The sequence below is a fragment of the Enterobacter vonholyi genome (assembly GCF_008364555.1).
Lineage (GTDB): Bacteria > Pseudomonadota > Gammaproteobacteria > Enterobacterales > Enterobacteriaceae > Enterobacter > Enterobacter vonholyi.
In genome coordinates, this window is sequence record NZ_VTUC01000014.1 from 1 (window position 1) to 22,947 (window position 22,947).

27 protein-coding genes and 1 other annotated feature are annotated in these 22,947 nt (G+C 52.6%); of the genes, 16 read left to right on the forward strand and 11 right to left on the reverse strand.

Features of this window, described 5'->3' with window-relative positions:
* Positions 1-465 precede the first annotated feature (465 nt).
* The 3 genes from clpB to rluD form a co-directional block, all read right to left on the reverse strand.
* Complete coding sequence (clpB, locus tag F0319_RS17070; RefSeq protein ID WP_045909253.1) at positions 466-3,039, reverse strand: ATP-dependent chaperone ClpB; 2,574 nt, start codon at positions 3,037-3,039, stop codon at positions 466-468.
* Positions 3,040-3,168: 129 nt separating this feature from the next.
* Complete coding sequence (gene yfiH / locus F0319_RS17075; RefSeq protein WP_149367418.1) at positions 3,169-3,900, reverse strand: purine nucleoside phosphorylase YfiH; 732 nt, start codon at positions 3,898-3,900, stop codon at positions 3,169-3,171.
* A complete protein-coding gene (gene rluD, locus F0319_RS17080) occupies positions 3,897-4,877 on the reverse strand; it encodes a 23S rRNA pseudouridine(1911/1915/1917) synthase RluD (protein WP_149367419.1) in 981 nt (326 codons plus the stop codon). The genes yfiH and rluD overlap by 4 nt, the downstream gene beginning before the upstream one ends.
* Before the next feature lie 131 nt (positions 4,878-5,008).
* On the opposite strand from rluD, the gene bamD reads away from it, so the two are divergent.
* The 4 genes from bamD (at position 5,009) to pheA (ending at position 7,783) form a co-directional block, all read left to right on the forward strand.
* A complete protein-coding gene (gene bamD / locus F0319_RS17085) occupies positions 5,009-5,746 on the forward strand; it encodes an outer membrane protein assembly factor BamD (RefSeq protein WP_023308867.1) in 738 nt (245 codons plus the stop codon).
* Between the two features lie 268 nt (positions 5,747-6,014).
* The gene (gene raiA, locus F0319_RS17090; protein ID WP_003863162.1) at positions 6,015-6,356 is read left to right on the forward strand and encodes a ribosome-associated translation inhibitor RaiA; all 342 of its coding nucleotides are present in this window, start codon (positions 6,015-6,017) and stop codon (positions 6,354-6,356) included.
* A 110-nt stretch (positions 6,357-6,466) separates the two neighbouring features.
* Positions 6,467-6,592: a sequence feature (Phe leader region), on the forward strand.
* Positions 6,468-6,515, forward strand: coding sequence for a pheA operon leader peptide PheL (gene pheL / locus F0319_RS17095; RefSeq protein WP_100249759.1), 48 nt, complete (start codon positions 6,468-6,470; stop codon positions 6,513-6,515). Its footprint overlaps the feature before it by 48 nt.
* 30 nt (positions 6,593-6,622) lie before the next feature.
* Positions 6,623-7,783 carry a bifunctional chorismate mutase/prephenate dehydratase gene (gene pheA, locus F0319_RS17100; protein ID WP_149367420.1) on the forward strand — a complete coding sequence of 387 codons (1,161 nt, stop codon included), beginning with the start codon at positions 6,623-6,625 and terminating at the stop codon, positions 7,781-7,783.
* On the opposite strand, the gene F0319_RS17105 is transcribed toward pheA, so the two are convergent.
* From F0319_RS17105 to aroF, 3 genes are read right to left on the reverse strand one after another with little or no spacing between them, the layout of a single operon-like run.
* Positions 7,780-8,652 carry an SMP-30/gluconolactonase/LRE family protein gene (locus F0319_RS17105; protein ID WP_149367421.1) on the reverse strand — a complete coding sequence of 291 codons (873 nt, stop codon included), beginning with the start codon at positions 8,650-8,652 and terminating at the stop codon, positions 7,780-7,782. The two genes, pheA and F0319_RS17105, sit on opposite strands and share 4 nt — an antisense overlap.
* A gap of 60 nt (positions 8,653-8,712) precedes the next feature.
* Complete coding sequence (gene tyrA / locus F0319_RS17110) at positions 8,713-9,834, reverse strand: bifunctional chorismate mutase/prephenate dehydrogenase (RefSeq protein ID WP_111964898.1); 1,122 nt, start codon at positions 9,832-9,834, stop codon at positions 8,713-8,715.
* A gap of 10 nt (positions 9,835-9,844) precedes the next feature.
* Positions 9,845-10,915, reverse strand: coding sequence for a 3-deoxy-7-phosphoheptulonate synthase AroF (aroF, locus tag F0319_RS17115; protein ID WP_111964897.1), 1,071 nt, complete (start codon positions 10,913-10,915; stop codon positions 9,845-9,847).
* Between the two features lie 214 nt (positions 10,916-11,129).
* Here aroF and F0319_RS17120 point away from each other — a divergent pair, with 214 nt between their 5' ends.
* The 4 genes from F0319_RS17120 (at position 11,130) to F0319_RS17135 (ending at position 13,905) form a co-directional block, all read left to right on the forward strand.
* The gene (locus tag F0319_RS17120; protein ID WP_111964896.1) at positions 11,130-11,504 is read left to right on the forward strand and encodes a DUF2799 domain-containing protein; all 375 of its coding nucleotides are present in this window, start codon (positions 11,130-11,132) and stop codon (positions 11,502-11,504) included.
* 138 nt (positions 11,505-11,642) lie between these two features.
* The gene (gene yfiR / locus F0319_RS17125; RefSeq protein ID WP_223580273.1) at positions 11,643-12,194 is read left to right on the forward strand and encodes a regulatory sequestration protein YfiR; all 552 of its coding nucleotides are present in this window, start codon (positions 11,643-11,645) and stop codon (positions 12,192-12,194) included.
* On the forward strand, positions 12,187-13,407 hold the full coding sequence (gene dgcN, locus F0319_RS17130; RefSeq protein ID WP_115876095.1) for a diguanylate cyclase DgcN/YfiN: 1,221 nt from the start codon (positions 12,187-12,189) through the stop codon (positions 13,405-13,407). Before yfiR ends, dgcN begins: the two co-directional genes overlap by 8 nt.
* 12 nt (positions 13,408-13,419) lie before the next feature.
* On the forward strand, positions 13,420-13,905 hold the full coding sequence (locus F0319_RS17135; RefSeq protein ID WP_115876096.1) for an OmpA family protein: 486 nt from the start codon (positions 13,420-13,422) through the stop codon (positions 13,903-13,905).
* A gap of 2 nt (positions 13,906-13,907) precedes the next feature.
* On the opposite strand, the gene F0319_RS17140 is transcribed toward F0319_RS17135, so the two are convergent.
* From F0319_RS17140 to F0319_RS17160, 5 genes are all read right to left on the reverse strand, one after another.
* Positions 13,908-15,278, reverse strand: coding sequence for a PepSY-associated TM helix domain-containing protein (locus tag F0319_RS17140; protein ID WP_149367422.1), 1,371 nt, complete (start codon positions 15,276-15,278; stop codon positions 13,908-13,910).
* A gap of 39 nt (positions 15,279-15,317) precedes the next feature.
* Complete coding sequence (locus F0319_RS17145; RefSeq protein WP_149367423.1) at positions 15,318-15,722, reverse strand: DUF2946 domain-containing protein; 405 nt, start codon at positions 15,720-15,722, stop codon at positions 15,318-15,320.
* Between the two features lie 228 nt (positions 15,723-15,950).
* A complete protein-coding gene (locus tag F0319_RS17150) occupies positions 15,951-17,000 on the reverse strand; it encodes a site-specific integrase (RefSeq protein WP_149367424.1) in 1,050 nt (349 codons plus the stop codon).
* 23 nt (positions 17,001-17,023) lie between these two features.
* A complete protein-coding gene (locus F0319_RS17155; RefSeq protein WP_063960132.1) occupies positions 17,024-17,362 on the reverse strand; it encodes a DUF2511 domain-containing protein in 339 nt (112 codons plus the stop codon).
* Positions 17,363-17,371: 9 nt separating this feature from the next.
* Positions 17,372-18,235, reverse strand: a complete 864-nt coding sequence (locus F0319_RS17160) for a phage repressor protein CI (RefSeq protein WP_063960134.1) — start codon at positions 18,233-18,235, stop codon at positions 17,372-17,374.
* Positions 18,236-18,356: 121 nt separating this feature from the next.
* Here F0319_RS17160 and F0319_RS17165 point away from each other — a divergent pair, with 121 nt between their 5' ends.
* The 8 genes from F0319_RS17165 (at position 18,357) to F0319_RS17200 (ending at position 22,876) form a co-directional block, all read left to right on the forward strand.
* Positions 18,357-18,728 (forward strand): hypothetical protein, encoded by a 372-nt coding sequence (locus tag F0319_RS17165; RefSeq protein ID WP_008502484.1) that lies wholly within the window; start codon positions 18,357-18,359, stop codon positions 18,726-18,728.
* Positions 18,729-18,760: 32 nt separating this feature from the next.
* A complete protein-coding gene (locus F0319_RS17170; RefSeq protein WP_038421067.1) occupies positions 18,761-19,270 on the forward strand; it encodes a phage regulatory CII family protein in 510 nt (169 codons plus the stop codon).
* 7 nt (positions 19,271-19,277) lie between these two features.
* Positions 19,278-19,478 carry a phage filamentation protein Fil family protein gene (locus F0319_RS17175; RefSeq protein WP_023338694.1) on the forward strand — a complete coding sequence of 67 codons (201 nt, stop codon included), beginning with the start codon at positions 19,278-19,280 and terminating at the stop codon, positions 19,476-19,478.
* Positions 19,442-19,780, forward strand: coding sequence for a DUF5347 domain-containing protein (locus F0319_RS17180; protein ID WP_038421066.1), 339 nt, complete (start codon positions 19,442-19,444; stop codon positions 19,778-19,780). Before F0319_RS17175 ends, F0319_RS17180 begins: the two co-directional genes overlap by 37 nt.
* Before the next feature lie 67 nt (positions 19,781-19,847).
* The gene (locus F0319_RS17185) at positions 19,848-20,075 is read left to right on the forward strand and encodes a DUF2732 domain-containing protein (RefSeq protein ID WP_088544919.1); all 228 of its coding nucleotides are present in this window, start codon (positions 19,848-19,850) and stop codon (positions 20,073-20,075) included.
* A complete protein-coding gene (locus tag F0319_RS17190; protein ID WP_038421064.1) occupies positions 20,075-20,299 on the forward strand; it encodes a TraR/DksA family transcriptional regulator in 225 nt (74 codons plus the stop codon). The genes F0319_RS17185 and F0319_RS17190 overlap by 1 nt, the downstream gene beginning before the upstream one ends.
* Positions 20,296-20,652: a hypothetical protein gene (locus F0319_RS17195; protein ID WP_149367425.1), complete on the forward strand. Its 357-nt coding sequence runs from the start codon at positions 20,296-20,298 to the stop codon at positions 20,650-20,652. Before F0319_RS17190 ends, F0319_RS17195 begins: the two co-directional genes overlap by 4 nt.
* Positions 20,645-22,876, forward strand: coding sequence for a replication endonuclease (locus tag F0319_RS17200; RefSeq protein WP_149367459.1), 2,232 nt, complete (start codon positions 20,645-20,647; stop codon positions 22,874-22,876). The genes F0319_RS17195 and F0319_RS17200 overlap by 8 nt, the downstream gene beginning before the upstream one ends.
* The last annotated feature ends 71 nt before the right edge of the window (positions 22,877-22,947 follow it).

Sequence of the window (22,947 nt, forward strand, 5' to 3'; positions counted from 1 at the left end):
AGCGTTCAATCTGAGCCATGATCAAACTCTTCAATTTAAGTTTGATGCTCGTGAATTAAACTTCGTAATGAATTACGCATGTTCACTCAGAGACTTGGTATTCATTTTTCGTCTTGCGACGTTAAGAATCCATGTCACTTTGAGTGCCCACACAGATTGTCTGATAAATTGTTAAAGAGCAGTGCCGCTTCGCTTTTCGCAGCGGCGCGGGGTGTGCATATTACGCTTTCCCGCTTCAGAGTCAAGCGTTTATTTACGCTGTTCTCTGCTGACCCGGCGGCGTGTGTGCCGTTGTTCCGTGTCAGTGGAGGCGCATTATAGGGAGTAATTCTGAACCTGCAAGGATAAAGTGAAATTTATTTACTGACTGCTCACTTTCCAGGCAAAACCAACTCCAGACCTCAATTTTCGCCTGGTTTTTAAACAAAAACGAGCCGCAAGCGGCTCGTTTTTGCGTTTTGTGACTTACTGCACTGCCACAATGCGATCGTCGTTGGCTTCCAGACGGATAACTTTGCCAGGAACCAGCTCCCCGGAGAGGATCTGTTGCGCCAGCGGGTTTTCGATCTGCTGCTGGATAGCGCGTTTCAATGGACGCGCACCGTACACCGGATCGTAACCGTTCTTACTCAGCAGCTTCAGCGCATCGTCGGAGATGTGAATTTCATATCCACGTTCTTCCAGACGTTTGTACAGACGCTGCAGCTGGATCTGCGCAATCGACGCAATGTGTTTCTCACCCAGAGGATGGAATACCACCACTTCATCAATACGGTTGATGAACTCCGGACGGAAGTTATGGCTTACCACACCCAGCACCAGATCCTTCATGTGGCTGTAGTCCAGTTCACCGAAACGTTCCTGAATCAAATCGGAACCCAGATTCGAGGTCATAATGACAACCGTATTACGGAAGTCGACCGTTCTCCCCTGCCCGTCGGTCAGACGACCATCATCCAGCACCTGAAGCAGGATGTTGAACACATCCGGATGCGCTTTTTCCACCTCATCCAGCAGGATGACGGAATAAGGACGACGGCGCACCGCTTCCGTCAGGTACCCACCTTCTTCATAACCCACATATCCCGGAGGCGCCCCGACCAGACGCGAGACGGAGTGTTTCTCCATAAACTCGGACATGTCGATACGCACCATCGCATCGTCGCTGTCGAACATAAAGTTAGCCAGCGCTTTGCACAGCTCGGTTTTACCGACACCCGTCGGCCCCAGGAACAGGAACGAACCAATCGGGCGGTTTGGATCGGACAGCCCTGCACGGCTACGACGAATAGCGTTCGATACCGCCTCAACCGCTTCGTTTTGACCAATCACACGATTGTGGAGATCGTTCTCCATGCGCAGCAGTTTTTCACGCTCGCCTTCCAGCATGCGCGCCACGGGAATACCGGTCCAGCGCGCCAGGACTTCCGCGATCTCGGCATCCGTCACTTTATTACGCAACAGACGCATCGTTTTACCTTCTGACTGCGTCGCTATCTCAAGCTGTTTTTCCAGCTCAGGAATTTTGCCGTACTGCAGTTCAGACATCCGAGCCAGATCGCCCACGCGTCGCGCCTGCTCAATGGCAATTTTTGCCTGTTCGAGTTCAGCTTTAATGGTCTGCGTACCGGAAAGGGAGGCTTTCTCGGCTTTCCACTCTTCTTCCAGCTCAGAATACTGGCGCTCTTTATCGTCCAGCTCTTCATTGAGCATATCGAGGCGTTTCTTACTGGCTTCATCAGACTCTTTCTTCAGCGCCTGCTGTTCCAGCTTGAGCTGAATGATGCGTCGGTCGAGTCGGTCCAGCTCTTCCGGCTTCGAGTCAATCTGCATACGAATGCTCGACGCCGCTTCATCAATCAGGTCGATCGCTTTATCCGGCAGCTGACGGTCAGCAATATAACGATGCGAAAGCGTCGCCGCCGCAACGATGGCCGGGTCAGTGATCTGCACATGGTGGTGCAGTTCATAGCGCTCTTTCAGACCACGCAGGATCGCGATGGTATCTTCAACGCTTGGCTCGGCAACAAACACTTTCTGGAAACGACGTTCCAGCGCAGCATCTTTCTCAATGTACTGACGGTACTCATCCAGCGTAGTGGCGCCAACGCAATGAAGTTCACCGCGCGCCAGCGCAGGTTTCAGCATGTTTCCGGCATCCATCGCGCCGTCAGCCTTACCGGCACCGACCATCGTGTGCAGCTCATCGATAAACAGGATAACGTTGCCTTCCTGCTTCGCCAGGTCGTTAAGCACGCCTTTAAGGCGCTCTTCGAACTCGCCGCGGTATTTCGCACCGGCCACCAGCGCGCCCATATCCAGCGCCAGTACGCGGCGGCCTTTCAGCCCTTCCGGCACTTCACCGTTCACAATACGCTGCGCCAGTCCTTCAACAATCGCGGTTTTACCAACACCCGGTTCACCTATCAGTACCGGGTTGTTCTTGGTACGACGTTGCAGTACCTGAATGGTACGACGAATTTCTTCATCACGGCCGATCACCGGGTCAAGTTTGCCCTGTTCAGCACGCTCGGTCAGATCGACCGTAAATTTCTTCAAAGCCTGACGTTGGTCTTCGGCTCCCTGATCGTTCACGCTTTCACCTCCGCGCATGTTCTCAATCGCCTGAGTCACATTGGCGGTGGTCGCACCGGCAGATTTCAGCAGGTCGGTCAAGGTACCGCGTGATTCAAGCGCCGCCAGAACAAACAGCTCTGACGAAATAAAGTTGTCCCCACGTTTTTGCGCCAGCTTGTCGCAAAGGTTCAGGACGCGTACCAGATCCTGCGACGGCTGAACGTCGCCGCCGGTCCCTTCGACCTGCGGTAAACGGCTCAGCGCCTGATCGATAGCGGTGCGTAACTGGCCAGCATTAATGCCAGCGGACGTTAATAAAGGACGTACCGATCCCCCTTCCTGATTCAGCAAGGCGCTCATTAAATGAAGAGGTTCGATAAATTGGTTGTCGTGCCCCAGTGCGAGGGACTGGGCATCGGCGAGAGCAAGCTGGAATTTATTAGTAAGACGATCCAGACGCATAACTCCTCCCATAACAGGTCAAATTTGCTACTGGAGATTAAATGAGGTCATCCCTCAATTATTCAAGGTTAATGACCTGAATTATGTGAAAAGAAAACGGCACGTGCCGGATCGTCTTGATTCTTTAGGTTATATCAGCCAAATGAAACTTGCCATACGCCCCGTCGTCTTGTCGCGGCGATAAGAGAAAAAATCACCCTTTTCGGTGAATGTACAGCGATCACCGCCGAAGATCTGCGTTATGCCGACGCTGTTCAGGCGCTGACGAGCAAGCTGGTAAATATCGGCCAGATATTTATCTCCAGAAGGCAGGAAGGCGTCCACCGCTTGCGGATCTTTATCCATAAAGGCTTCGCGAACCTCCGGCCCCACTTCAAAAGCGCGAGGACCAATGGCCGGGCCAAGCCAGGCCATAATATTGGCGGGCTCATCCTTAAAGCAGGCAACTGTCTCTTCCAGCACGCCTTCACACAGTCCACGCCAGCCCGCGTGTGCTGCAGCCACCTCAGTGCCTGAACGGTTACAGAAAAGCACCGGCAGACAATCTGCGGTCATCACGGCACAAACGGTTCCCGGAGTATTGCTGTAAGAGGCATCAGCGCGTTTAGAAGCAAAGGGTTCCTCCGTCAACTTCAGCACCGCCTTGCCATGAACCTGTTCCAGCCAGACCGGTTTCGACGGCAGGTTCCCCGCAGCAAACAGACGTCTGCGGTTCTCTTCAACATGTTCCAGGTTATCGCCACAGTGAGCGCCGAGGTTCAACGACTCCCACGCGCCCTGGCTAACACCGCCAATACGTGTTGAACTGCAGGCGGCCACGCCGGCAGGCAATGGCCACTCCGGGACAATCAGTTTGGTCATAACCAGTCCACTTGATCCTTATGTTCTTCGAAATCAGTACGCATCGCGTCAATAAGGTCCACCATATCCTGCGGGATAGGCGCATGCCACTCCATCTGAATACCGGTGATCGGATGGTAAAGGCGCAGCATGGTCGCGTGCAGCGCCTGACGATCGAATTTACGCAATACGCTGATGAACTCATCCGACGCGCCCTTAGGCGGACGTGGACGACCACCGTAGACCTGATCCCCCACCAGCGGATGGGTAATGTGGGCCATATGCACGCGGATCTGGTGAGTACGTCCGGTCTCCAGACGCAGACGCAGGCGCGTATGAATACGGAAGTGCTCCATAATGCGGTAATGCGTCACCGCCGGTTTACCCATCGGATGCACCGACATATGGGTACGCTTGGTTGGGTGACGGCTGATAGGCTCTTCTACCGTACCGCCTGAGGTCATATGCCCAATGGCTACCGCCTCATATTCACGGGTGATTTCGCGCAGCTGTAACGACTCCACCAGACGTGTCTGAGCAGGAACGGTCTTCGCCACCACCATCAGACCGGTAGTGTCTTTATCCAGACGGTGCACAATGCCCGCGCGCGGAACATCCGCGATCGGCGGATAGTAATGGAGAAGCGCGTTAAGTACCGTACCGTCAGGATTCCCCGCGCCCGGATGAACAACCAGGTCACGCGGCTTGTTGATTACCAGAATGTCATCATCTTCATAGACGATGTCCAGTGGGATATCCTGCGGCTCGAAGCGGATTTCCTCTTCGATTTCAGCATTGATGGCGACAGCTTCCCCACCTAAAACTTTCTCTTTTGGTTTGTCCCAGATCTTGCCGTTTACCATCACGCGCTGGTCAAGGATCCATTCTTTTATGCGTGAACGCGAATAATCAGGGAACAATTCGGCCAAAGCCTGATCTAAGCGTTGACCGAGCTGATTTTCGGAGACTGTTGCGGTGAGTTCTACTCGTTGTGCCATAAACTGCTTCTTCGTTTAACGTTGGGTTTTACGGCTTTGCCGTTTAATATAGTGTGCTATTGTAGCTGGTCTTAATCGGGAGCAGGAACAGAGTTTCTCCCGGACAAACATTTGAGGAAAGTCAAAACGTCATGACGCGCATGAAATATCTGGTGGCAGCGGCCACGTTGAGCCTGGCTTTGGTGGGCTGCTCCGGTTCAAATGAACAGGTCCCTGACAATCCGCCGAATGAAATCTATGCGACTGCACAACAAAAGTTGCAGGACGGTAACTGGAAACAGGCGATAACGCAACTGGAAGCGTTGGATAATCGCTATCCATTTGGTCCGTATTCGCAGCAGGTACAGTTAGATCTCATCTACGCATACTATAAAAATGCCGATCTGCCGCTGGCTCAGGCAACCATCGATCGTTTCATGCGTCTGAACCCGACTCATCCTAACATCGACTACGTCATGTACATGCGCGGCCTCACCAACATGGCTCTGGACGACAGTGCGCTGCAGGGCTTCTTCGGCGTGGATCGTTCTGACCGTGACCCGCAGCATGCGCGTGATGCCTTCAATGACTTCTCCAAGCTGGTGCGCGGCTATCCGAACAGCCAGTACGTGACTGACGCTACCAAACGTCTGGTGTTCCTGAAAGATCGTCTGGCGAAATATGAATACTCCGTGGCGGAATATTATACCCGCCGTGGCGCATGGGTTGCCGTGGTTAACCGCGTAGAAGGTATGCTGCGCGATTACCCGGATACTCAGGCAACGCGCGACGGCCTGAAGCTGATGGAAAATGCTTACCGTCAGATGCAGATGACCGCTCAGGCTGAAAAAGTGGCGAAAATCATCGCCGCGAACAGCAGCAACACCTGATTTTGCCTCAATGCAAAACGGCAGCCCGCTGGCTGCCGTTTTTTTATTCGTTTCTGAGCGTCGCTGAAGCGCGTTAGCCTCAACACATCTTGTCAACTATGGCCCCAATTTATGCCTTCTACAAGGTAAATCTCACCTCTTCCTGCCCTGCCTCACAAAAAAGATTCCCTGACAAAAACCGACAAAATAACGTGATCTAAATCACACATTTTGACATTGGGTCGGGTATGCTGGAATCACCAAGACGGAAAGACAAGAGGTAAAATTTATGACAATGAACATTACCAGTAAACAAATGGAAATTACTCCGGCAATTCGCCAGCACGTCGCAGACCGTCTCGCCAAACTGGATAAATGGCAAACTCATTTGATTAATCCACATATCATCCTGTCCAAGGAGCCGCAGGGTTTCATCGCTGACGCAACTATCAATACTCCAAACGGCCATCTGGTCGCCAGCGCAAAACATGAGGATATGTACACCGCTATTAACGATTTGATCAACAAGCTGGAACGGCAGCTCAATAAAGTGCAACACAAAGGTGAAGCCCGTCGCGCCGCAACGTCGGTGAAAGACGCCAGCTTCGCGGAAGAAGTTGAAGAAGAGTAATCCTTTAAATTGAGTGTACCGCCAACGCGCCTTCGGGCGCGTTTTTTGTTTTTTATTGACAGGGTGAAAACAGTACAGGTACTTTAACGGTATCAATCGCAGGATGACTTTATGAAACTTACGCCGTTCTTCTTCGCATTCTTTTTTACCTTCCCCTGAACGGGAGGCGTTTCGTCGTGTGATAAAGAATGCGAAGACGAACAACAAGGCCTCCCACACCGGGGGGCCTTTTTTATTGATAACGATAAAATGAGACAGGCAACACTATGACACCGGAAAACCCGTTACTGGATCTGCGCGTAAAAATCAGCGCGCTGGATGAGAAACTGCTGGCGCTGCTGGCCGAACGCCGCGCCCTTGCCGTTGAAGTAGGCAAAGCCAAGCTGGACTCCCATCGTCCGGTCCGTGATATCGACCGCGAGCGGGATCTTCTGGAACGTCTCATTCAGCTCGGCAAAGCGCATCACCTCAATGCCCACTACATAACCCGGTTGTTCCAGCTCATCATTGAAGACTCCGTTCTGACCCAGCAAGCGTTACTCCAGCAGCACCTCAATAAAACCAATCCACACTCTGCGCGTATCGCCTTCCTGGGACCGAAGGGCTCTTATTCTCACCTGGCCGCACGTCAGTACGCTGCACGCCATTTCGAAGAATTTATTGAGAGCGGCTGCGCGAAGTTTGCCGACATTTTTAACCAGGTCGAGACCGGCCAGGCGGATTACGCCGTGGTGCCGATTGAAAACACCAGTTCCGGCGCCATCAACGACGTCTACGATTTGCTGCAGCACACCAGCCTGTCGCTGGTCGGCGAGCTGACGATCCCTATCGATCACTGCGTGCTGGTATCCGGCTCAACGGACCTGAACACGATCGAAACGGTTTACAGTCATCCGCAGCCGTTCCAGCAGTGCAGCCAGTTCCTGAACCGCTATCCGAACTGGAAAATTGAGTACACCGAAAGCACCTCGGCGGCGATGGAAAAAGTGGCGCAGGCTAATTCCCCCACCGTCGCGGCGCTCGGCAGCGAAGCGGGCGGCGCGCTGTATGGCCTGCAGGTGCTGGAACGCAACCTGGCAAACCAGACGCAAAACATTACCCGCTTCGTGGTGCTGGCCCGCAAGGCAATCAATGTGTCTGACCAGGTACCGGCCAAAACCACGCTGCTGATGGCAACTGGCCAACAGGCCGGTGCGCTGGTTGAAGCCCTGCTGGTGCTGCGTAATCACAACCTGATCATGACCAGGCTGGAATCACGCCCAATCCACGGTAACCCGTGGGAAGAGATGTTTTACCTCGACATCCAGGCCAACCTGGAGTCCGCTTCCATGCAGAAAGCTCTCCGCGAGCTGGGCGAGATCACGCGTTCCATGAAGGTGCTGGGCTGCTACCCGAGCGAAAACGTCGTGCCGGTCGATCCAATCTAACGTTCGATAAAGCGGCTTTTCTTCATCCCTGCCACGCCCACCGGCAGGGTGAAGATGGCCCCGGAAAGCGGATATTTCGCCACCTCCTCCGCCTCCATATTCTCCCGCGTGGTGGTAATAAACAGCGTTTTCATGTCATCGCCGCCAAAGCAGACCATCGTCGGGCAACGCACCGGCATGCGATACTCTTCCAGCTGCTCCCCTTGCGGTGAAAAACGCGCGATGCGCCAGCCGTCAAACAGCGCGCTCCAGTAACAGCCTTCCACATCCATCGCCGCGCCGTCCGGTATCCCCTCGCCCTCTTTAAACTGACGAAACACCTCTCGCTTACCCGGCTCGCCCTGCTCATCAAGCGGGGTACGGTAAATAACACCGTTGGGCGTGTCTGAGGAAAACATCCACTGCTTATCCGGGCTAAACGCTAAGCCGTTATGCCCGTGGATATCGCACTGGATCACCTTCGGCGTCAGGTCGTTGTCGATGCGCATCAGCAGGGCGCCGTTGTAATCTCCCGGCCCCCAGAACGTGCCCGCATAGAAGCGGCCCTGGTGATCGGTACCTCCATCGTTAAAACGCGCCAGCTGCGGGTTAGAGGGGTTATCACACACCTTGCGGCGCAGCAGGCCGTGTTTATCGGTCAGCCAGATACCCGTTCTCATCGCAACGATAAAACCACCCTGCTCGCGCAACGCGAAACAGCCCACCTCCTCGTGGAAAGAGAGTACGGTGTGTTCCGCCGTCGGCAGATGGTAGCGGTGGATCTCTCCTTCCAGAATATCGGCCCAGTAGAGTGCCTGCTCTTCGGCGCTCCAAGTCGGGCATTCAGGCAAATGCCCGGTGTAATTCAACAGCAGCTGCGGTTCGGCCATGACAGTTCCCCAAAATGAAAAAAGCCAGCATTGCTGGCTTTCAGTATATACATCATCGCATTACTGGCGACTGTCATTTGCCTGGCGCAATAAAGTCCGACTCTCATTCTGGAAACGCTGCGCGTAATCGCCAAACCAGTGCTCGACCTTGCGGAAGCTATCGATAAACGCCTGCTTGTCTCCGTGCTCCAGCAGCGTAATGGCTTCACCAAAGCGCTGATAGTAGCGCTTGATCAGCGCCAGGTTGTTCTCGGAGGACATAATAATGTCCGCGTAAAGCTGCGGATCCTGCGCAAAGAGACGCCCGACCATCGCCAGCTCCAGACGATAGATAGGTGAAGAGAGCGCCAGAAGCTGTTCAAGCTGTACGTTCTCTTCCGCCAGATGCAGACCGTAGGCAAACGTGGCAAAGTGGCGCAGCGCCTGAATGAACGCCATGTTCTGGTCGTGCTCAACCGCGCTGATGCGGTGCAGTCGTGCCCCCCATACCTGAATCTGTTCCAGGAACCACTGATAGGCTTCCGGCTGACGACCGTCGCAGTAAACCACCACCTGCTTAGCCAGGCTGCCGCTGTCCGGGCCAAACATCGGGTGCAGACCCAGCACCGGACCCGTATGAGCAGCCAGCATTGCCTGCAGCGGACCATTTTTGACGGAGGCCAGATCCACCAGGATGCAATCTTTCGGTAAAGGAGGCAGCTTCCCGATGATTTGCTCCGTCACGTGGATCGGCACGCTGACGATAACCATCCCTGCATCTTTCATGAGTTCCGGAGCATGCGCCCAGTCCTCTTTTTCCAGAATGCGCACCTGATAGCCAGAAAGCGTAAGCATCTTTTCAAACAGGCGCCCCATCTGCCCAGCACCGCCGACAATCACGACCGGACGCAGGGAAGGACAGAGAGTTTTAAAGCCCTTGTCGTTTTCGCTGGAATAGGACTCCCGCATCACGCGACGCAGAACATCCTCAATCAAATCCGGCGAAACGCCCAGCGCCTGCGCCTCTTTACGGCGGGAGGCGAGCATAGAGGCTTCGCGCTCCGGGACGTAAATCGGCAGGCCGTATTTGCTTTTCACCTCACCGACTTCGGCAACCAGCGCCATGCGGCGCGCCAGCAGATCCAGCAGCGCCTTATCCACTTCATCAATTTGATCGCGCAGTGCGGTCAATTCAGCAACCATAACTACCCTCTTAAGCCAGACGCGTCGCCAGCTGGCCGTTTAAATCTTTATGGATCTCACGCAGCAGTGCATCGGTCGTCTCCCAGCTGATGCAGGCATCCGTCACGGAGACGCCGTGCTTCATGGCGCTGCGCGGTTGTTCAGATGATTGATTGCCTTCATGAATATTGCTTTCAATCATCAGACCGATAATCGAACGATTGCCATCTTTGATCTGTGCGACCACGGATTCCGCAACCGCAGGCTGGCGACGGTAATCTTTATTCGAGTTACCATGACTGCAATCTACCATCAGTGCCGGGCGCAGTCCCGCCTGCTCCATCTCTTTTTCACACTGGGCCACGTCCGCCGGGCTGTAGTTAGGGGCTTTACCGCCGCGCAGGATCACGTGGCCGTCCGGGTTACCCTGCGTTTGCAGGAGGCATACCTGGCCTGCCTGGTTGATACCGACGAAACGGTGCGGCATGGCGGCAGCGCGCATGGCATTAATCGCCGTCGCCAGGCTGCCATCGGTACCGTTTTTAAAGCCAACCGGCATCGACAGGCCAGACGCCATCTCGCGGTGGGTTTGCGATTCCGTGGTACGCGCGCCAATCGCGGACCAGCTGAACAGATCGCCCAGGTACTGCGGGCTGTTCGGATCCAGCGCTTCGGTTGCCAGCGGCAGCCCCATGCTGACCAGCTCCACCAGCAGGCGACGCGCAATCTTCAGGCCTGCTTCCACATCAAACGAGCCATCCATGTGCGGATCGTTAATCAACCCTTTCCAGCCGACGGTAGTACGTGGCTTCTCAAAATAGACGCGCATCACCAGATAGAGGCTATCGCTGACCTCCTCCGCTAATGCTTTAAATCGACGAGCGTACTCAATGGCGGTTTCAGGATCGTGAATGGAGCAAGGACCACACACCACCAGCAGGCGCGGATCGCGGCCGGCGATGATATTTGAGATGGTCTGACGCGAGTGCTCAATCTGAGCCTCCTGCGCGACGCTCAGCGGAAATTCTGCTTTCAGTTGATCCGGGGTAATTAAAACCTGTTCGTCAGTGATATGTACGTTGTTCAGCGCGTCTTTTTGCATGATGGCGATCCTGTAAAGCTCGTTTGCGATAGTTGTTTTCCTCAATGAGGTGAAACCACGATACCATAAAAAGTAAACATTTCAATCCAAAATACGTACACATTACTTTACATAAGCCAATTTATTGCAAAAAACAGCCGCCAAAAACGTAAACTTTAAATTACAGACATATATTCTTAAGCCAGGCTATGCTGAAGAAAAAAGGAGAATGGCTATGCGTTCAATTGCTCTCATGCTGTTGTCGCTGTTTTTAACGGGCTGCCAGATCAATCCTTATACCTTTCAGCCCGACTGGACCAGTCCCTCCTGGTTTGATGCAGGTAAAGAAGACGCCATGAATGGCCTGCCGGTTAAAGATAACCAGACCCTGGCCGATAGTTTTAACGACACCCACGTTGATCGTAGTGAATATCTTCGCGGCTACGCTGACGGCCAAAAGAAAGTCTGCGAAGAAGGGTTTATTCACGCCTGGGGATTAGCGGGCAAATCTTTCCCTGCCAGTTGCGATACTGCCGAAAACGCGGCAAAACTGCGTGCGTCATGGCAGGAAGGGATGGATGAAAGTATGCGTTCCAGCAGACTTAATTAAGTCTATTTTTATCCACCGAAAAATAAACAACTGTAGGATTTAGCTTAGATTGGCCTGATGCTATTTCTGACATAATGACGGCTCTGATAAACAATGGTATTCTGCCCGCAACTCTCAAGGACATCTATTTCCGGAGCGATGTGGCGGATTCTGGTGAGAAATTTATTCTTGATCTCTTTTTTCCGACTCACTCTGGTGTTAATGCTGTTCCTTATGGTGGGCCCTGCGGCGGCAGGCACGCTTACGGAAACGGATAAATCGGTACGCTCGATTGTCTCAGGCATTGTGAGCTATACGCGATGGCCGTCACTTTCCGGGCAGCCTAAACTTTGCGTCTATGCCACTTCTCACTATACGCACGCGCTCAGCGGCGACGAAGGGCACAACGAGTTACCCTATACTCCCGTTATTGTACGTAACGATCAGGAAGCTCTGGCCGCGACGTGTGATGCGATTTATTTCGGGTCTGAATCACCGGCAAAACAACTTGAATTAATAAGTCAATATCAGGGCAGAGCGTTGCTATTAATCTCAGAGCAAAATCCGGAATGTGTAATTGGCAGTGCCTTTTGCCTGATGATCGATCGCGGCCAGGTACGGTTTTCCGTCAACCTGGATGCGTTGACGCGCAGTGGCGTAAGAGTCAATCCGGATGTATTAATGCTGGCACGGAATAAGCAGCATGGATAAAGATTTCACTTCAACGCCACGTCCGACGTTTAAAAGAACGTTGAGGCGAAACAGCATGATAAGCGTCATTATCACAATGACGTTAATATGGCTGTTGCTCTGTTTTGCTTCCGTCGTGACGTTAAAACAATATGCGCAAAAGAACCTCGAATTAACCGGCGCCACAATGAGCCACAGCCTGGAAGCCTCGCTGGTTTTCAACGACTCGCTGGCGGCAAACGAAACGCTTGCAGCCCTGGGCAAACAGGGGCAGTTTGCCGCGGCGGAGGTGATTAACGCGCATAAAAAGCGGTTTGCCTACTGGTCCTGGAACCCGGAAGATAACAACGACACGCTGGGCGCACTGGTCAGCCGCTGGCTTTTCCCCGTACCGGTTGCGCAGCCCATCATGCATAACGGCTTAAGGATCGGCGAAATCCGCCTTACCGCGCGTGACAGTTTGATCAGCCACTTCATCTGGACGTCGTTTGCCGTACTTACCGGCTGCATTCTCTTTGCCGCCGTCGTCGCGCTTATCATTACCCAGTCTTTGCATCGTGGGATGGTTATGGCCCTGCAGAACATTACCGACGTCGTGCATGACGTACGCACAAACCGCAACTTCTCCCGCCGGGTGAAAGACGGGCGTATCGAAGAGTTTCACCAGTTTGGCGAAGACTTCAACAGTCTTCTGGATGAAATGGAAGAGTGGCAGCTGAAACTCCAGGCGAAAAACGCCCAGCTGTTGCGGACCGCCATGCACGACCCGCTCACCGGTCTTGCCAACCGCGCAGCGTTTCGTAACAGCATTGCGGCCTTAATGAACGACCCTTCAGCCAGAACAAACTCGGCCCTGCTCTTCCTCGACGGTGATAACTTTAAGTTTATTAACGACACCTGGGGCCACGCGGCAGGAGACTGCGTGCTGATCGAAGTCGCCAGCAGGATGATGGAGTTTGGCGACAAACGTCATCAGTCTTACCGTCTTGGCGGTGACGAATTTGCCATGGTGCTGTACGGCGTTCACTCTGAGCTTGAGGTTCAACACATTTGTGCTGCGCTTTCGCAGCAGTTTATTCGTCCGTTTGATCTTCATAACGGGCAAAAAGCATCGATGTCACTCAGCATTGGCTTTGCTCTGGCGTGGGAAAATGCTTCCGTGGAAGCATTACTGGAGAGGGCTGACCGCAATATGTACCAGGTTAAAAACCAGCGTACGAAAACAATAAGTTAGAAAGGATACACTATGTTAAAACGTTACTTCGCGCCGTTAGTACTGGCCTCACTGGTTCTGGCAGGCTGTCAGTCGCCGCCGGAAGGCAAATTCACTCCTGAGCAAATTGCGGCGATGAAGTCTTACGGTTTTAACGAACTGAACGGTGACTGGTCGCTTGGCATGTCGGACACCATCCTGTTTGATAAAAATGACGCCAGACTGCGTTCTGAGAGTGAAACGCAGATCCAGTCCATGGCCTCTCGCCTGGCGGAAACCGGCCTGACCCATGCGCGAATGGACGGTCACACGGATAACTACGGGGAAGAAAGCTACAACGAAGCGCTGTCGTTAAAACGCGCCAACGCCGTGGCCGATGCCTGGGCGAAGGGTGCAAATATCCCGCGCAGCAATCTCACCACGCGAGGATTAGGTCAAAAATACCCGGTGGCGAGCAACAGTACCCCGCAAGGGCGCGCTGAAAACCGCCGCGTCGCAGTGGTGATCAGCACGCCATAGGGTTATTTAGCGGATGATTCGGCGAGCGTCACCCTGGTTGCCGCTCGCCAGCGCAGCCAGTCCACCAGAATAAACAGCGCCAGACTCACGCCCATCACCGGCAGGGCCAGCCCCAGCAGTACGCTGATTATCAGCGTAACCCCTCTTCCCCATCCTGACAGCGCCAGCCAGCTCTGACAAAGCGTCTGTACCGGACTCACTGCCGATTGCGCAGGACGACGCATCCACCACATCCGGTATCCCCAGATAATGAGCACGCACAGGGCGAGGCCGAACGCCACGAGCAGCAGCTGATTCACCAGGCCGAATAAGATCCCCATATGGAAATCCACGCCCCAGCGGGTCAGTTTTGCCATTAACGGGAAATCCTCGAATCGGGTTCTGTCCAGGACCTGCATCGTATGGGGATCTACCGCAACGGCGTCCACCTGAGTCGGCCAGCTGCGATCGATTTCCGTTACGGTCCAGGCACGATCCATTGTTTTCGCCGGGCGGATCTCCAGCTTGCTGGCATCAATCCCCGCGTTACGCGCCGCGCTTAATACCCCGTCAAACTGCGTCAAATCCATCGCCATTTCCGGCATCATCATCCCACCGTGATGACCGCGATGGTCGGCATGTTCATCCATAACCTCATGTTGGCCGGATAGCGTCGTGTTCACCTGCGGGGTGAGCCAGTTCATCTCTGCACGCAGCTTATCCACGTTCCCGCCAGCCCACTGGGACCAGGTCAGGCCGGTTGCGGAGAACAGCAGCATTCCACCCAGCAGAACCCAGCCCAGCGTCACGTGCACCCGACGCCGGTTCTGGAAGCGATTGTTGATCCGCCGTTTGGGTCGGGTATAAAACCACAGGGCAATACCGCCCAGCGCGGCAACCCACATCCAGGAGGCTGCAAGCTCGCTGTAGAGCCTCCCCACGTCGCCCAACATCAGAGAGGTGTGGAGGTAATCAATGGTCTGACGCAGCGGTAAAATCCCGCTGGTGCCGTATACCGTCATATCTCCCAGTACCGTCAGGCTTACCGGATCCACGAAGATAGCGCGGTTCTCCGATGGCCCAAGTTTCGGGTCAGCGAACATCACGCGGGTGGTTTCGCCTTCAGCCAGCCCCGGACGAACGGCGTGCAAACGTAAATCTGATCCAACGGTTTTTTCCGCCACGGCGATTTGTTCGGCCAGAGGCTGCGGCTCGCCCACGGAATCCGCGTGGAGCGCGTGTCGGTAGAGCGCATTCTCCAGCTGCGGGGTCGCCACATACAGCGTCCCGGTCAGCGCGGCGAAGAAGATAAACGGGCCGACAAACAGCCCAACGTAGAAATGAAGGCGACGCAGCAGGTTTCCCCATGCCGCGCGCGAGGTGCAGGTAGTCATACTTTTCCTTTTTAAGGCAAAAAGTTATCGATTTTGTTTTTAAAGGGAAAAAGCAGACTGCCGCGGCGGCGCGCGGGTATCCGGGTAAAGCCAGGGGAAGAAGTGCCAGTGGTTGACCGCCTGACGCGGCGGCTTAACGCGAAGCCTCTGCAGCACCACGCTGAGCAGGACGATGAGCGCCAGCATCACGCCAGGGACATGCGCTAACAGCACGCAGTAGCCACAGGCTTCCGCATGGTCGACAGGCATCGTGTGCGGCATATCAACGTGATGCTCGTCCATCGACATCATGCTCATGTCATGATGCATACCCGGCATGGCGCTCATGGGATCTTTCTGCAATGAGACGGAGATCAGCGGCGCCACCACGATCAGCAGGATCGCAAACAGCGCGATCAATGCCGCTGCGCGTTTCCGGTCAGGCTGATGCAGTACGTTATCCACTTCCCCTCCACTCAAGAGGCAAGCATTGTAAATGATTTATGAAGAAAGGGTTAACTCGAGAGGTGCGATGGGATAAAAAAAGGGCCAGCCTTTCGGCCAGCCCTTTCTAACAGGATGTCGCTTAAGCGAATCTTAGTTCAGACGCTCCTAATAACACCCTTTCAAAAACATATACTTACCATAAAAAACAACTAGTTAAGTTAATTTTTAATGCAGCGAATTGTAGTGTTATGCAACCTCTGCCGCCATATTGCCGCCAACATAGAGAGAAAGAGGATTGAGAGAGACGGCTTGCTCTAAATGGTCAGGAGCAAAGTGCGCGTATCTCATTGTTTCGCGAATGTTGGAATGTCCGAGGATTTTCTGCAGTACCAGTATGTTTCCGCCGTTCATCATAAAATGCGCACCAAATGTATGCCTCAGGACATGCGTCTTTTGCCCTTCAGTTAGCTCGATATTCGTGAGTTTGAGCATCTTTTTAAACTCCTGATAGCAGGGCTTGAACATTCTGCCCTGACGTTCGGCTAGCTCGTCATACAACCATTTAGGAATGGGAACGGTGCGATTTTTCTTACCTTTGGTTTTTGTGAAAGTCAGTTTGCAGGGAGAGAGTTGAGGCCGCGTCAATCTCTCGGCCTCCCCCCATCTTGCGCCGGTTGCAAGACAGACTTTGACAATCATCGTGAGATCCTCTTTGCCGTATTGCTCGCAGGCTCTAAACAGCTCAGGGATTTGAGAAAGAGTTAGCCAGGACATTTCTTTCTCGGCTTCTTTGAATACGCGTACCCCTTCCAGTGGGTTGGGTAAACTCCACTCCCCTAACCGCCGCAGCTCATTAAACACAGCTATAAGATATTGCTGCTCACGATTCACGGTTATTGGTTTGGCGACCCATTTCGCCGGGTCTTTATGATATCCGTTGTCTATTTCCCCACGGAGTCGACGGTCGCGGTAATGAGCCCAATCTTTAGCGGTAAAGCGGGATGCAATTGGGTCGCCCAAACCGTTACACACAATTTGCAGCTTTGCTAACCGCGACTTACTGGCGACTAAAGCTTGTCCGTGCAGGTTATGCCAGAGTTGAATCAACTCGCTTAAGCGTCGGCGATCTTCTTTCTTGCCGAGCCAAGGCTTGTCCTCACTTTCATTCTTCGTAAATGTTTCGAATGCCTCGGCCTCACCTTTTGTATTGAAATGCCGACGAATACGCCGCCCTTCCCTACCGTTTGGATAAAGCTCGCATAACCATTTACCGTTTTTTTGCTTACTAACTGTCATAGCTACACCGAGGCCAAATATTTTTATTCACAAAGCGCAATGGCTTCACTGAAAACAGGAGCAATATCAGCTCGTTCTAATGGATCGTTAGGGTCTTTTTTCAGAACTTCTTTTAAATCTCGCCCTTCCATTTTTCCAGACTTGACGGCGTTCTTAGCCATGCCGCTTAAGGGATAGCGTTCATCCGTATCAGTGTCATAAACAAAAACGTAGTGACTATTTACACAGGATACTTTTGCATGCTCAAAGGTAAGCGGCCATTTATCACCAAGAGATTTACTATCAATCTCTTTAAATTTCTCAGCGGCTAAGGCTGAGGAAGAAAGCGCGATACCGGCCATCAAAAATAATAACTTTTTCATAACTGCTCCTTAAACATGCTTTTCCAAAGTAAAAATCACTGCACCTGATGGTGTGATGTCTGAAAGATTACATTCAAACTCCGCAGACTTATTTGAAAGCCTGACCTTTCCACCTGGTAACCTGATGACATCAAAAACATCGAGCGCACCATCAATGCCAATAAGCCAACGACCATTACCGATCTTTGAGTTAGAACAATCAACAAGCCAAGATGCGCCTACTCCATCAATAAAGATCAATTCATCAATATTTTCAGGAACCATTGTAAGGTCTGGAGTCCAACGCCCAATATCTTTAAGCTCGCCAGCTTCAAGGCGACATTTTCTTACTGTTAAGGCGCTAAGAGATTCACTTTCCCTGCCGTCTCGCATCTTGCCTTTGCCTGTAGAAAGCCACTCCAACGAAACGCCAGTGTCAAGTGCGCAGGTCACCACCACATCGCCCGGGAAAAAGTCACGCCTGACCCAAGTGCTTATAGTGCCGGAAGAAATACCCAATAAATCACCAAGCTCTTTTTGCATCGTAAACCCATAAGCATCAAGAATTCTGCGCAAAACGGTTTTGCCCCCGTTCGTCATGATCTCGTCATAGAGTTCTTTGCCCTTTAGCTTGCAACCGACTCGCTCATGTTTTGCATTTGCAAGCTCACCACTTACAAGCCAATTGATATCAGCACCCGTATCAAGACAACACCTAACTATGACATTGCCGGGTATTGCATCGCGTTGAACCCAGCCACTAACGCTGTGTTTAGCGATGCCCAACAGGTCAGCTAAATCCTTTTGCATCTTGACGCCATAGGCTGACATTACGCGCTCTAACACGCCATTTGATGCACCTATACGCCACTGAACATCGAGTTCAGAACTCATAAAAACCCCTACAGATAATTTTATGGGTGTTTACAGATAACTTTTTACGATCTATAGTGGCGCTTATCGACCAAGATGCACACCACTGCACCACATTTCAAACAACAGGAGATAATGCGATATGTCAGATGCAAAATCAATCTCGATGCACGACTCGCAAAACTCACAAAATCAAACTGTGCTGTTAGACCCGACTCAGTTTGACGCCATCGTTACAGCAATGCTGCCAGCCCTGCAGACAATGATTCGCTCTGCAATGTCCGACACCATGACAGTGAAAGACTTTGCCGCCACTCGCGGCGTTAGCGAGCGTCTGGTCTGGCAATGGCTTGATGAGGGCATTCTTCTTAAAGCTCCGACCAAAGACTTTTCCAACAAAGAGGAAGCCGGTAAACGAAGCCGCACCCTCGTAAACGTAAAAGCATGGCGCGACAAACTGACTCAACAAGCGATTGATTGTCGCTACATCGACCAGCGCACCGCTCTTAACTGAATTTGATTATGCAAGTTAGAGGGAACTTAACCATGTTTGATTTTCAGATTTCCAAACATCCCCATTATGACGATGCGTGTCGTGCTTTCGCTCAACGTCACAACATGACGAAGCTTGCCGAACGTGCGGGAATGAATGTTCAGACGTTACGTAACAAGCTCAACCCGGAACAGCCTCACCAGCTCACCCCACCTGAGTTATGGCTGCTGACAGACCTGACCGAAGACTCAGCCTTAGTTGATGGTTTTTTGGCTCAGATTCATTGCCTGCCATGTGTACCGGTCAACGAGCTGGCAAAAGACAAATTACAGTCTTACGTCATGCGTGCTATGCGGGAACTCGGCGAACTGGCGAGCGGCGCGGTCTCTGATGAGCGTCTGACCTCTGCCCGTAAGCACACCATGATTGAAAGCGTTAACTCCGGTATTCGCATGTTGTCTTTGTCGGCACTGGCGCTGCATGCACGTTTGCAGACCAATCCAGCAATGACGAGTGTTGTCGATACCATGAGCGGTATTGGCGCGTCATTCGGTCTGATTTGAGGTGCTCATGCTGAAAAATGAACCGTCATTCGCGTCTTTGCTCGTTAAGCAAAGCCCCGGCATGCACTGCGGCCACGGCTGGATTATTGGTAAAGACGGCAAGCGCTGGCACCCGAGCCGCTCACAGGCTGATTTACTGGCTGGCCTGACCACCAAAAAACAGGGGGAATCATGGCTATCGAAGCTGTTTCCGCGAATGTTCCGCTAAAGGCAGGCGCGCGTCTGGCTGGTCTCAACCACGTAGCTGAATTACGTGCGAGATATTGGGGTGATAGCTGGAAAGAGGTTGAGCGTTTTGTCGATGATATGCGCGATAAACGCGATCCACAATTTGAAGAAAATACTCGGGCGCTGGCCGCTATTTTCTTTCTGGCAAAAATACCGGCGGCTCGTCATGAGCTCGAATTAAGTGAGCTGACTACTGACGAGAAAAAGGCATTGATTACAGCGATGAATCATTTTCGTGCAGTAGTGAGCTTATTTCCAAAACGGCTAACCATGCCGAATTAATCCAAACAGAAAGTTAATGGCGTAAACCCGCCGGGCTTCTTATTGCCCGAAATCAGGAGAGTCAATTATGCGTAATACCGAAACCCGCAGCTTTCACACCGATAGCGATGCACTGGCCGTACTGCTGACCGATGCCAAAAAAGAAGAGCGTAAAGACCGAGCTCTGGCCGTTTCCATGCGTCTTGAGGCGCTGGCTATCCATATTACCAAAGAGGGTATGAGCGGCACCGAAGCCGCCGAACTGCTGCGCCGTGAAGCAACCCGCTTTGAGAATGAATCACAGGAGCTGCACTAATGGCCGACGCAATGGATTTAGCACAACAGCGTGAGCAGGAAGACCGCGAGCGTCACATCAGCAACGCGCGCAGCCGTATCGCTGCGCCCTCTCGTTTCATATGCGAAGAATGTGAAGCACCAATCCCGGAAGCGCGCCGCATTGCGATTCCGGGCGTGGCTTTATGCGTGACCTGTCAGCAAATCGCCGAACTTAAATCGAAGCACTACATGGGGGCGATATGACAATCAAAAATTTGACCGAGGAAAGCCGTTTAACCAAAGAGCAGTTAATAGCGCACATCACCCAAAGGCTGGCGCGGATTAAGCCACATTCACAGGTTAACGATAACCTCCGCAATGAAGCACTGATGAATAAGCGCGTATTGGAAATCGCACTGGCAGCGCTGACCGCGCCGGACTACATCCCGCCTCACGTACTGGACGCGATGAGCAATATGTGTGACGGAGGCTTTAACGCGAAAGGAATTTGGGATTTATGCCGGGAGTCAATTTTGCCCCCTGAGCCTTGCCCTCGTTGCGGGACAGTATCAAGCAGACCAGACGGTGCTCATTATTGCCATGCCGCTGATGCATAACACTACGGTTGCTTATGCTTATCCGTGGAATGCCCCACGGTCGGCAATAGCCAGCCCGTATCTTACTTATGACCAACAGCATCGCCGCGATCGTATGTTCGCGGCTTTGCTGCATGCGAGAAAGGTGCTTTCTCTGCAGCCTGAGTGCGTGCGTTTTGATGTATACCGCACCGCTGCGGTGTTGGAACAAAATCAGGGCAGTCAACGAGCCAATGCTTTTTTAATCAGCTTCTGCAAAAAGGCATTGCCGCGTCTGGAACTGGTCGCAAAAAAATACGAGTGCACGGGCATCGACAGCAAAGTGTCAGCCGCTGTTTTCGGTGGTCATTTCGATACTGAACTCATGCAATATCTGGCGTCACGTATGGTAAATATGGTTGCCAGATATAACCGCCTCCCTGATATGTCGCGTGCCGATATTGACCTGCTGGCCGCTGATATCGCTAATTTCATTCGCGCTGAACTGGCTGACAATGATGACGCTGAGTTTAGCGAGCTTAAAACGCTGTATACCTGGTATATGCGCGCCGGTTTTATTTCACTGCAATTTAACGTTACCCCGCCGCATTGGGAGCGCGTGACAAAAAAGTATGTCGGTCAGGATGAGATAGCACCGGCAGTAATGCGCATGTTTAATGAGGCTTGGTGGCGTGGCCGTCTGCGACGCATTGCTGCGTCATGGCGGGAGCATCTGCAAATTGCAGTCGGCAACGTCAGCAAGAAACGACACGCCTATGCGAGTAAAAACTGCGTGACCGACTGGCGTGAGCAGAAGCGCCGCACGCGTGAATTTCTCAAGGGGCTGGATCTCGAAGACGAGGACGGCAACCGCATTAGCCTTATCGAAAAATACGACGGGTCTGTCGCTAACCCTGAGATACGTCGCTGCGAGCTGATGACCCGCATCCGTGGGTTTGAAAATATTTGTAATGAGCTCGGTTATGTCGGGGAGTTTTACACCCTGACCGCGCCGTCTAAATATCACGCCACAACTAAAGCAGGCTACCGTAACAGCAAATGGAACGGAGCCAGCCCGTCGGACACACAAAGTTATCTCACCGGTCTTTGGGCGCGCATCCGTGCAAAACTGCACCGCGAAGAAATTCGTATTTTCGGGATACGTGTTGCCGAGCCTCATCACGACGGAACCCCACACTGGCACATGCTGATGTTCATGTTGCCGGAAGACGTTGAGCGCGTGCGATTAATCATCCGAAATTATGCATGGGAGGAAGACCTCAACGAACTTAAAAGTGATAAGGCTAAAAAAGCCCGCTTTCATGCCGAAGCTATCGACCCGGAGAAAGGCAGTGCCACGGGTTATGTTGCTAAATACATTTCTAAAAACATTGACGGCTATGCTCTCGATGGTGAAACCGACGACGAAAGCGGTGAACTACTGAAAGAGACGGCGCCCGCTGTTTCAGCATGGGCGGCTCGCTGGCACATACGTCAGTTTCAGTTTATCGGCGGTGCTCCTGTGACGGTATATAGGGAGCTTCGAAAAATGGCTGACCCAGAAACAGCAAGAGCGCTTAGTGTTGAATTCGCCGAAGTACATGATGCTGCTCATTTTGGCCGCTGGACTGACTATGTTAACGCTCAGGGCGGACCTTTCGTCCGTCGGGACGAATTACAGGTGCGTATTCTTTACGAGCCGCGAACAGAGCTCAATCAATATTGTGAGGAAATTGTCTGTATCAAAGGTGTGTACGATTCCGCCATTGGCGCAGGCACTCCGATTTTAACCCGGCTTACGCAGTGGAAAATTGTTCCTAAGCGTGTCGTTGATTTGGCCGTTGACCTTCAGGACGGCTTCGCCGTCCCTCGGAGTTCTGTCAATAACTGTACGGGAAGCGAAAGCGATCCACCGATATTGGATTTAACAAAACCGCTGAGTCGTCGTGAAAGACGAGAGCTGGCGAACCGACTGAGGAAGCAAAAACCATCAACACGACGAAAATTCATCCATGGAACGGACGAACAAAAAGCAGCTTTGTCGAAAACTATCGACGAGGTACAGCTCACAACCGGCATCACCATCAGCCGGGGCGAAGCCCTGCACCTTATGGCAGGTGGTAAGAGTTGCTTTAACGGTAAATGGTTGCGCGGAACGGCTAAGGGAGAAGTATTTTCCGCAGCGCCATCGCATCAGGCTCAAGCCAAGCGAATACTAAGACGCGTTGCGGCTTTAGCGGGAGCAGTAACAAACAATGGCACTTAATATTCATCCATATCATGCACATACAACATTCACACGTTTTTTTTCTCTTCCCATCTTTTGCTAATACGTGA